The sequence below is a fragment of the Pseudovibrio sp. POLY-S9 genome, from assembly GCF_001431305.1.
Taxonomy (GTDB): Bacteria; Pseudomonadota; Alphaproteobacteria; order Rhizobiales; family Stappiaceae; genus Pseudovibrio.
On the sequence record NZ_LCWX01000214.1, the window covers coordinates 100,732 to 109,879 of the forward strand.

Sequence of the window (9,148 nt, forward strand, 5' to 3'; positions counted from 1 at the left end):
TCCGGGGATCTTTGGAGTGGAAGCTGCATCGCAAACTTTCTTTGGGAAAAGTGCTGCAAAACTTTCTGCGTCTCAGGCCTCTTTGCTGGCTACAGCGCTCCCAAACCCAATTGCCAGGAACCCTGCAAAACCTAGCTCTGGACATCGCAGGCTTGCCGGTATAAACCGTAGCCGAGCTCAGGTGGCCGGCGAGGTGCTTAACTGTATTTCGGCGCCGGAGAGGTAGTGCGAAATTATTTTCGTATAAGGACTGGCAAATCCTTCTGTTTGCCTGTATAACCCCCGCCAATCTGAGAGATTGTGTATTTCGCACGTTAACGCCGCGCTTGAGTGGCGCGTGCGCATGTGACGAGAGAGAGAGCTACAATGGCTGTTCCTAAGAAAAAAGTATCGCGTATGAAGCGCGGCTTTCGCCGTTCTACTGATGCTCTGGCACAACCAGCTTACGTGGAAGACAAGGATTCCGGCGAACTTCGTCGCCCGCACCATGTTGACCTGAAGAGTGGTATGTACCGGGGTCGTCAGATCCTTCAGGCTAAAGACGACGCTTAAGTCTGAAGCGATCAACGCGAGTTGATTTTGAAAAGGCCGTCCCTCGGGGCGGCTTTTTCTTTTTGTGATGCTTCGCTTGAACTAAGAAAGGCCGCTCTGTGAAAGGGCGGCCTTTTTTGATTTTCTGCTAGCGTTGGGTTTCGAAAGCTAATCTTGCTGCAAGACCTGCGAACACGGCACCTAAAACATAATTTGCGAGAAACTTAAGCTTTCCGTTGCCTCCGAGTGTTCGCATCATGTGATTTGCTGCGACAATGACAGTTCCGTTGATGAAGAAGCCGACTGTGTTCAACACGGTGGCAAGGATCATTATCTGAACTGCGACGTTTCCAGCTTCAGGTTTCACAAATTGAGGAAACAAGGCCAGGATGAAGATGACCATCTTGGGATTGAGCAGGTTAGTTAGAAGGCCCTGACGAAACATCTGAATGGATGAGTGCGTTTTATTTTCAATAGTTGTACTGGCGGCCTCTGATTTTGAGGTGAATGCCTTCCAAGCCAGAAACAGCAAATAAGCAGCGCCTGTAAACCGAACAACATCATAAGCGATAGGAACAGCAAGAAAGAGCTGTGAAAGGCCAAAGGCTGCGGCAAACGCATGAAAGTAAGTTCCTGTGGCAATTCCTGCAAAGGTGGCTAGTCCTGCACGTCTTCCCTGAGCTGCACTGCGGGACGCAATTAGCAACATGTCTGGGCCGGGAGTTGCTGTGAGGGCAAAGGACGCTGCTGTGAACAGAAGCAGCGTTGAAAGATCTGGCATCGCGTTTCCACCCAAATTCGTATGCAAACGAGAGGTCATATCGGAATTGCCCGCACACATCAAACTTGCCAAATTTTGTTGGTGCGTTCCAGAAAAGAAAAACCGCCCCTTAGAGAGGCGGTTTTGGTGTTTGATAGTCATGTGTACGCTTTAGAGCGGGAGGTCCCTCACCGCTGCGTATTAGCCGTTTGCGACGTATTGGGCGCCATTGATGGTCATGACGGAGCCGGTGACGAAGGCTGCGGCTGTGGAGGCGAGGTAGCAGACCATGCCTGCGATCTCTTCTGCCTTGCCCAGGCGACCCACCGGGATCTGGCCGATGATGCCTTCCAGAACCTTCTCAGGCACAGCAGCGACCATATCAGTGTCGATATAACCTGGGCAGATGCAGTTCACGGTGATGCCCTTGCGCGCTGTTTCCTGCGCCAGTGCTTTTGTGAAGCCGATCACGCCTGCTTTTGCTGCGGAGTAGTTGGTCTGGCCGATCTGGCCTTTCTGTCCATTGATGGAAGAAATGTTGATGATGCGGCCAATGCCACGCTCGCGCATGCCATCCAGAACCGGGCGGCTCATTGTGAACATTGAGTCGAGGTTGGTTTTCATCACGGCGGTCCACTGGTCATAATCCATCTTGTGGAACCAACCATCGCGGGTGATGCCCGCGTTGTTTACGAGAACTTCGACCGGGCCGAGCTCTTCTGCCACCTGAGCAATACCTGCTTCACAGGCCTTAGGGTCCGCTACATCCCATTTGTAAACACTGATGCCGGTTTCTGCGCTGAATTTATCAGCCGCTTCCGTGTTGCCTGCATATGTTGCGGCAACTGTGTATCCTGCATCCTTCAATCCTTTGGAAATCGCTGCGCCGATGCCACGCGTTCCTCCGGTTACAATTGCTACCCTGCTCATCGATATACTCCCCGCCTTAGGAATAAAATATTGGAACCCACCGTTACAGGTAATAATAATGACGGAGCAAAGACAACTCCGTCATTAGTTAGGGAATTGACTTGAACTTTACGCAGGGACCATAAAGCTCAATTATTCCAATTAGGTGACATTACTACCAATGTTGAGGTTATTTTCTCTCAACACACAGTGCGATACCCATACCTCCACCAATGCATAGGGTTGCCAGGCCTTTTTTCTTCTCTTCGCGCTTCATTTCATGCAGAAGTGTTACAAGTACACGCGCGCCGGATGCACCGATTGGATGACCAAGAGCGATTGCGCCGCCGTTGACGTTGAGCTTGTCTGAGTCGATTCCCAGTTCCTGACCAACGGCAAGAGCCTGCGCTGCGAAGGCTTCGTTTGCTTCGATGAGATCGAGGTCATCAATAGCCCAGCCAGCTTTTTCGAGTGCTTTTTTGGAAGCAGGGATTGGGCCAAGACCCATGTATGCAGGATCAACACCAGCGGTTGCCCATGACTTGATGGTTGCCAGCGGTTTCAGGCCACGTTTTTCAGCTGCATCTGCGCTCATCAAAACAAGGGCTGCTGCACCATCGTTGATGCCGGATGCGTTGGCTGCGGTTACGGTGCCTTCTTTTTTGAATGCCGGGCGCAGTGTCTGCATTGCGGAGATTTCAGCACCCATGCGGATGAATTCATCATCTTCCACCACGCGCTCAGTTCTGCGCTCTTTTACGGTGATTGGAGTGATTTCGTCTTTAAACTTGCCAGCTTTCAGAGCAGCTTCCGCTTTGTTCTGAGAGGAGACGGCAAACTCGTCCTGAGCTTCACGGGTGATCTGGTACTTTTCTGCGATGTTTTCTGCAGTGATACCCATGTGATAGCCTTGGAACGCATCAATCAGACCGTCCTTCAGCATGGTGTCAGTCATGGAGTAGTCACCCATTTTCACGCCGGCACGCAAGCTCTGGCAATGTGGGGACAGGGTCATGTTTTCCTGACCGCCTGCAACGATGATGTCTGCATCGCCGGACTGGATCTGCTGCATGCCCATAGCGACAGCGCGCAGGCCTGACCCGCAAACCTGGTTGATGACGATAGCGGTCGAATCATCTGCCATGCCAGCGTTGATCGCTGCCTGACGTGCCGGGTTCTGACCGAGACCAGAAGTGAGCACGTGGCCGAAGATAACTTCGTTGACGTCGTTTGCTTCCACTTTCGCCTGATCAAGTGCTGACTTGATAACCGCTGTGCCGAGGTCTTGAGCTGGGGTGTTGGCGTAGGACCCGTTGAAGGATCCGATTGGGGTACGTGTCGCGCTTACAATTACAACATCATTAGGCGAGGTCATGTGCAATTCTCCAATATTTGTGCAATGCGGGACTTCTTATTCGCACGCAAATCACCAGGGCGGGCAGCCATGCTGGTGCAATGCAGCATAAGAGATCCTTCGAACTCGTAGAATACCTAATGGGCAGACTATTCAATTTGTAGGGGGGAAAGCCAGATGAATTCGATAATTCCAATTAAGACCATAGTAGACCAATGAAACCGCTAGCGTGAAAGGTGGGATTTAGCTTACTCTGCGGCTTACTAGTTAATCTCGTATGTAAAAAATATGGGATCAGGGGGGAGCTGGCCGGAGCAAATTGGGATAGTGTTCCAGATCAGCCATAATAGCGCATTGAGGTACTCAAATCTGATGGCTAAGACAAACGAAGCCACTATCATCAAGAAGTACGCCAACCGGCGGCTCTACAATACTGGAACCAGCACCTATGTGACTCTCGAGGATCTTGCGGTGATGGTGAAGGATGAAGATGACTTCGTCGTCATTGACGCCAAATCCGGTGATGACATCACCCGGACTGTTCTGACGCAGATTATCTTTGAGCAGGAAAGCAAGGGGCAGAACCTTCTTCCAATTACCTTCCTGCGCCAGTTGATCCGGTTTTACGGTGACAGCATGCAAAACCTCGTGCCGAGCTATCTGGAATTCTCCATGTCCTCTCTCACACGAGAGCAAGAGAAGTTGCGCAGCCAGATGAACCAGAACTTTGGCTCCTCTGCCTTTGAGGTTCTGGAAGATCAGGTGAAGCGCAATGCGGATATGTTTGACCGTGCGATGAAGATGTTCCTGCCGTTTGATGGTGCAAATCCTGCGGATATGACGGGGCAAGCCCAAGCACCGGAAAAGGAAGCTGCGCCTAAACCTGCAGAAACGCAGGCCAGCAGCGGCGATATTTCTGACCTGAAAGAGCAGCTTGCAGAAATGCAAAAGCAGATCGCGGCTCTTGCGGCGGCCAAAAAAGACGCCTGATACACGCACATTGCTGTTGAGTTATGGAAGCCGGAGGGATGCCTTCGGCTTTTTTAATAGATCCACGGAAACAGTCGGCAGGGGACCTTCTCAGTATAGGTTGTGTAACCTTCGCAGTTGCTGGTGAGGGTTTTTTCTTCTGTTCTCATCAGCGGCAGGAAGCCGAGGATGATGAGCGGGATTGCGAGGAAGGCGAAGAGTTTTGAGCCCAGTATCATGGAAAGGCCTGCGATGCAGAACATGAGACCGAGATACATGGGGTGGCGGACCAGTGCGTACGGTCCGCAGCTTTCAACGCATTGCTGCTCGCTCAGGTCTATTTGAGGTGTTGGCTTGGCGAAGGGGCTTTTGCTGAAGGTCCAGACGATGAGAATGACACCGCACAGGAAGAGGAACAGGCCTCTGAGGATTGGTTTCACGTCTCCCGTTTGAGGCAGGATATGCCAGAGGTGAGCGTCCAGAGCAGCGAGCAGGAAGTAGACGAAGATCACTCCGAACAGAATGAGAGTGGCGCGTTTGTCTCCCTTCAGGGCCTTGGAGGGGAACGAGGTGCGTTCTTTGAACAACCAGGGATTTATGCGGGCGAGCCATAAGCCTACGCCGACTTGCGCGAAGTAAACCAGTGCCACAATCATCAAGCCCCGCGGCCATGCCAGTGATGATCCTGCGAAAGCGATGGATGGCAAGATGGCGAGTGCGATGAAGACCGCGAGCATCGCTGAGCTTATGGTCAGACGTAGGTACAGACTTCTCTCCATCTCAACTTGCGTGTGTTGCAATTGCACAAGTTTACGGAGAGAAACCGTCTTTGAGGCGAACAGATTGCTGGTCTGCTGAATACCCGGTTAGTGGGATGTTTCTAATTCGCCGGAACCTGCTCATTGATCAGCCCCAGTGTGCGAATGTAACTGGCGAACGCAGGTTCTGTGGTGAACTGGTAAGCGGTCAGGCCTGCTTCGCGGGCGCCTTCCACATTGTCGAGGCGGTCATCCACGAACAGGGTTTCTTCTGGTTGGAAGCCGTATTTCTCGCAGACTGTCAGGTAGATGTTCGGGTCTGGTTTGCGGGTTCCGAATTCAGCGGAGGCATGGCCGCGGTCACCAAAGATTGGCTCAAGTGCTGGAGCGACTTCATAGAGCGCGTCTTTCAACATCATGCCGTTGTTGGTGAGCAGGGCGACTTCGTGGTTTTGTTTGATTGCTTCCACATGGGAGAGCATATCCGGCCATTCGGTCATCATATCCCGGCGAATTTTTACCCACGTTTCACGTGAAATAGGATGGCCCAGAAGCCGTTGATACTGCGAGAGGTATTCTGCTGCGGTGTGCGGCGTGCCGGCTTCGGCGGCGTTTTCTTCTGGCCCCTTAAAGACGATATGATCGATCTCTTCGGCTGGTTTGCCGGTCATGTCAGCGAGGACATTCAGACGGTAGGGGTGGTCATAATCGTAAAGGACGTTGTCCATATCAAAAATAACAAAGCGAATAGGCATGGGTACCAATCTGAAATGGAGTGAACCGTGATAGTGGTGCAGTTGCTGGGCGCAATATAGTCCAGCAACTGCGGTAAAGTTGTGTCAGCCTGCGTCAGCTGTGAAACCAGCGGCTTCAATGCCTGCAATGGCTGAAGCTTCGTCGTTTTCGGATGTGTCGCCGGTGATGCCGACTGCGCCTAGAATTTCGCCGTCAGTGTTGCGGACCAGAACACCGCCCGGTACTGGCACAATGCCGCCACCTGCAACGCCGTTGAGGGCCTGCACGAAGTGAGGGCGGCTTTGGGCGTTGTCGTTGAGCCAGCGGGACCCTGCACCAACGGCTACGGCTCCATAGGCTTTGCCCATTGCGATTTGCGGGCGCAATATTGATGAGCCATCCTGACGTTCGAGCGCGACGAGGTGGCCGCCTGCATCCAACACAGCGACGGTGAGCGGTTTGAGGCCAAGCTCGCTTCCTTTAGCCTGTGCTGCTGAGATGATTGTCCGGGCGTGATCAAGATTGAATTGCACCATAAGTATTTCCTGATAGGTTTTGCTGAATCACCCTGTTTTAGCAGAGGATGATGATGCGGGGAATTCTTCGTTAGGGGACCGGAGATTCACTGGTAATTACAAAGAGGGTTTTTTCGTGTTTAGAGATTTTCAGGTTCCGGGTCGCTCCGCTGTTTATGCACCACATGCAATGGCAGCGACATCCCATCCATTGGCAACAAATGCAGCGCTCGAAATTTTGCGAGAGGGCGGCACTGCCGTTGATGCTGCTGTGGCCGCTATGGCTGTTCATTCTGTCGTTGAACCGCATATGACGGGCATTGGCGGCGATTGCTTTGCCATTGTTGCGCAGCCGGATGGGACGCTCTCGGGCATGAATTCATCTGGGCGCGCTGCTGAAAATGTGAGTGCGGATAAGCTGATAGCGGATGGTTTGCTTGATGTTGCCGTGGATTCAATTCACGCAGTCACCGTTCCGGGCGCTTTGCGTGGGTGGGAGAAGCTACTCAAAGACCATGGACGGTTTTCATTCGACAAGGTTCTGAAGCGGGCCATCGGTTATGCGCGTGACGGGTACTCGGTCTGCCCGCGTGTGGCTTCGGATTGGAAAGGTGCTGTTGACTTTCTCAAGCGTGATGAAGGTGCATCTGAGCTGTTTTTGAAGGATGGTCGTGCGCCTGTTGTTGGCGAAATGATGCGTAACCTTCCCTTGGCTGAGACACTGGAAGCTGTTGCAAAGAGTGGAGCGGATGCGTTCTACAACGGCCCGATTGCTGAAGAGATTGCAGCAGTAGTGCAGGCGAAGGGTGGATACCTGACAGCGGACGATCTGGCTGCGCATGAGGCTGTTGATCTGACACCCGTCACCACGGACTATCGCGGTGTGACGGTTGCTGAATTGCCACCTAACGGGCAGGGCATTGTAGCTCTTATCATGCTGGAGCTGATGAAGCGGTTTGACTGGGCGGATCTGGATCCAATGGGGCCAGAGCGGTTCCATCTGGAGATGGAGATTGCCAAGATTTCTTATTCTGGCCGTGATCGTTTTCTTGCTGATCCAGAGACTATGGAGTTTGATCCGCAGGCGTTTCTTGATAGCGACTACATCGACGGTCTTGCCAAGTTGATCCGCACGGATGCTGTGTTGCCAAGGCAGCCGGAAGAGGTGCTCTCACCGAAGTCTGATACGGTTTATCTGAGTGTGGTTGACGAGAATGGTCTGGCCATTTCGCTCATCAACTCCATTTATCACGGCTTCGGGTCTGGTATCGCGACACCGAAATCCGGTGTGCTTTTGCAAAACCGTGGGGCGTGCTTCACGTTGGAAGAGGGGCATCCAAACCAGATTGCTGGCGGTAAGCGGCCAATGCACACCATCATTCCGGCGATGGTTCTGAAGGACGGACTGCCTTATATGAGCTTTGGTGTGATGGGCGGCGGGTATCAGCCGTGCGGCCATGCCCATGTGCTTTCCAACCATCTGGACTACGGCATGAATATGCAGGAGGCCATTGATTGCCCGCGTATGTTCATTGATGAGAAGTCTCTGTCCCTGCAGGCTGAAACAAGTGTTCCGGCAGAGACCGTTAAAGCTCTCAAAGCGCTGGGCCATGAGGTTTCCATTGTCGCGTCCCCAATTGGCGGCGGACAGGCCATCATGTTTGACCGTGCCAATGGCGGCGGCCTGATTGGCGGCTCTGATCCACGCAAAGACGGCTGCGCGCTGGGGTACTAAGACGCTGCCATTCTGCTAACTATGATGGGTATCCAGAGTGACTGGTTGGTTGCTCTGGGGCCTCAACCGTCATGCCGGACAAGCGGAGCGCTGATCCGGTATCCAGTGTCAAAGGTGCTGGTGTTGGTGAGGGCAGCTCTGGATCCCGCATCAAGTGCGGGAAGACGAGGGAGAGGGCTGGGGCTCTAGGTTCCGCATAGCGCTGCGCTTGTGCGGGATGACGGTGGTGGGGTCTCACCAGCGTATCCCTGCGGCAACACCTCTTTCGCTTTTGCAACTTTTCGTTGACAGGTGGCCGGTTCCATTCCACATTCATATGTGAGGCTTCGAAACCTCTTTGTCAGCGGTAACCGCTCCCGTCACCTAGCGGATTTTTTGTGCCTTTTTTCCAAAGGCGCAAACCCTTTGTTATGAGCGGGAGGGCGGTGAATACAACACCTCCTTCGGGGGGGAATAAACTCGCCTGTCTGACTCAGGTTTCGAACCTCCCGCTCGCCAGCGGGCCGTCGAAAGCTCAATGTCGTGCGGTTCATTCAACAGCCAAGTCAGAAAGGCTTTGATTATGGACGACACTGCATGCGCCTGTGGCGCCACAAATACTCTTCAGAATGAATTTGATGACGTAAACGTTGCTGTTTCTGATCTTCAGAATCTTGCTTATGTGCAGCATATGGTGCTGAGCGAGCGGATGAAGAACAGTTGCGAACGTGACGTTTTATTCACTTTGCACTACGCTTTATGTAACCGCCTAGAGGCACTTGATAAGACCTGCGGAATATTAACTGATGCGTTGTCTGGCACGTCCTTCCCTAAAGGATTGTCCGGTCACGCGACACGCAGCGTCGCCTCTCCACCACCGGTCGAAACCAATATTGTGTCTCT

General features: G+C 52.8%; 10 protein-coding genes and 1 pseudogene. 5 read left to right on the forward strand and 6 right to left on the reverse strand.

Features of this window, described 5'->3' with window-relative positions; genetic code table 11:
- A partial coding sequence (locus PPL9_RS31515) for a transglycosylase domain-containing protein (protein ID WP_200962355.1) occupies positions 1–226 on the forward strand: 226 nt, incomplete at its 5' end.
- 140 nt (positions 227–366) lie between these two features.
- On the forward strand, positions 367–552 hold the full coding sequence (rpmF, locus tag PPL9_RS21885) for a 50S ribosomal protein L32 (RefSeq protein ID WP_057464705.1): 186 nt from the start codon (positions 367–369) through the stop codon (positions 550–552).
- Between the two features lie 127 nt (positions 553–679).
- On the opposite strand, the gene PPL9_RS21890 is transcribed toward rpmF, so the two are convergent.
- The 3 genes from PPL9_RS21890 to PPL9_RS21900 all read right to left on the reverse strand — a co-directional run bounded on the left by PPL9_RS21890 (position 680) and on the right by PPL9_RS21900 (position 3,575).
- The gene (locus tag PPL9_RS21890) at positions 680–1,312 is read right to left on the reverse strand and encodes a LysE family translocator (RefSeq protein ID WP_057464731.1); all 633 of its coding nucleotides are present in this window, start codon (positions 1,310–1,312) and stop codon (positions 680–682) included.
- Positions 1,313–1,492: 180 nt separating this feature from the next.
- The gene (gene phbB, locus PPL9_RS21895; protein WP_057464706.1) at positions 1,493–2,221 is read right to left on the reverse strand and encodes an acetoacetyl-CoA reductase; all 729 of its coding nucleotides are present in this window, start codon (positions 2,219–2,221) and stop codon (positions 1,493–1,495) included.
- Between the two features lie 169 nt (positions 2,222–2,390).
- On the reverse strand, positions 2,391–3,575 hold the full coding sequence (locus PPL9_RS21900; RefSeq protein ID WP_057464707.1) for an acetyl-CoA C-acetyltransferase: 1,185 nt from the start codon (positions 3,573–3,575) through the stop codon (positions 2,391–2,393).
- Between the two features lie 351 nt (positions 3,576–3,926).
- On the opposite strand from PPL9_RS21900, the gene phaR reads away from it, so the two are divergent.
- On the forward strand, positions 3,927–4,544 hold the full coding sequence (gene phaR / locus PPL9_RS21905; RefSeq protein WP_170930229.1) for a polyhydroxyalkanoate synthesis repressor PhaR: 618 nt from the start codon (positions 3,927–3,929) through the stop codon (positions 4,542–4,544).
- A gap of 53 nt (positions 4,545–4,597) precedes the next feature.
- Here phaR and PPL9_RS21910 read toward each other — a convergent pair whose 3' ends face one another.
- From PPL9_RS21910 to PPL9_RS21920, 3 genes are all read right to left on the reverse strand, one after another.
- Positions 4,598–5,302, reverse strand: coding sequence for an isoprenylcysteine carboxylmethyltransferase family protein (locus PPL9_RS21910; RefSeq protein WP_208980650.1), 705 nt, complete (start codon positions 5,300–5,302; stop codon positions 4,598–4,600).
- A 101-nt stretch (positions 5,303–5,403) separates the two neighbouring features.
- Positions 5,404–6,036, reverse strand: a complete 633-nt coding sequence (locus tag PPL9_RS21915; protein WP_057464710.1) for an HAD family phosphatase — start codon at positions 6,034–6,036, stop codon at positions 5,404–5,406.
- Positions 6,037–6,120: 84 nt separating this feature from the next.
- The gene (locus PPL9_RS21920; RefSeq protein ID WP_057464711.1) at positions 6,121–6,552 is read right to left on the reverse strand and encodes a heme-binding protein; all 432 of its coding nucleotides are present in this window, start codon (positions 6,550–6,552) and stop codon (positions 6,121–6,123) included.
- A gap of 115 nt (positions 6,553–6,667) precedes the next feature.
- Here PPL9_RS21920 and ggt point away from each other — a divergent pair, with 115 nt between their 5' ends.
- Both ggt and PPL9_RS31520 read left to right on the forward strand, forming a co-directional pair.
- Complete coding sequence (gene ggt / locus PPL9_RS21925; protein ID WP_057464732.1) at positions 6,668–8,266, forward strand: gamma-glutamyltransferase; 1,599 nt, start codon at positions 6,668–6,670, stop codon at positions 8,264–8,266.
- 562 nt (positions 8,267–8,828) lie between these two features.
- Positions 8,829–9,047: pseudogene (locus tag PPL9_RS31520) on the forward strand (hypothetical protein); the annotation flags it as partial.
- Positions 9,048–9,148: the final 101 nt, after the last annotated feature.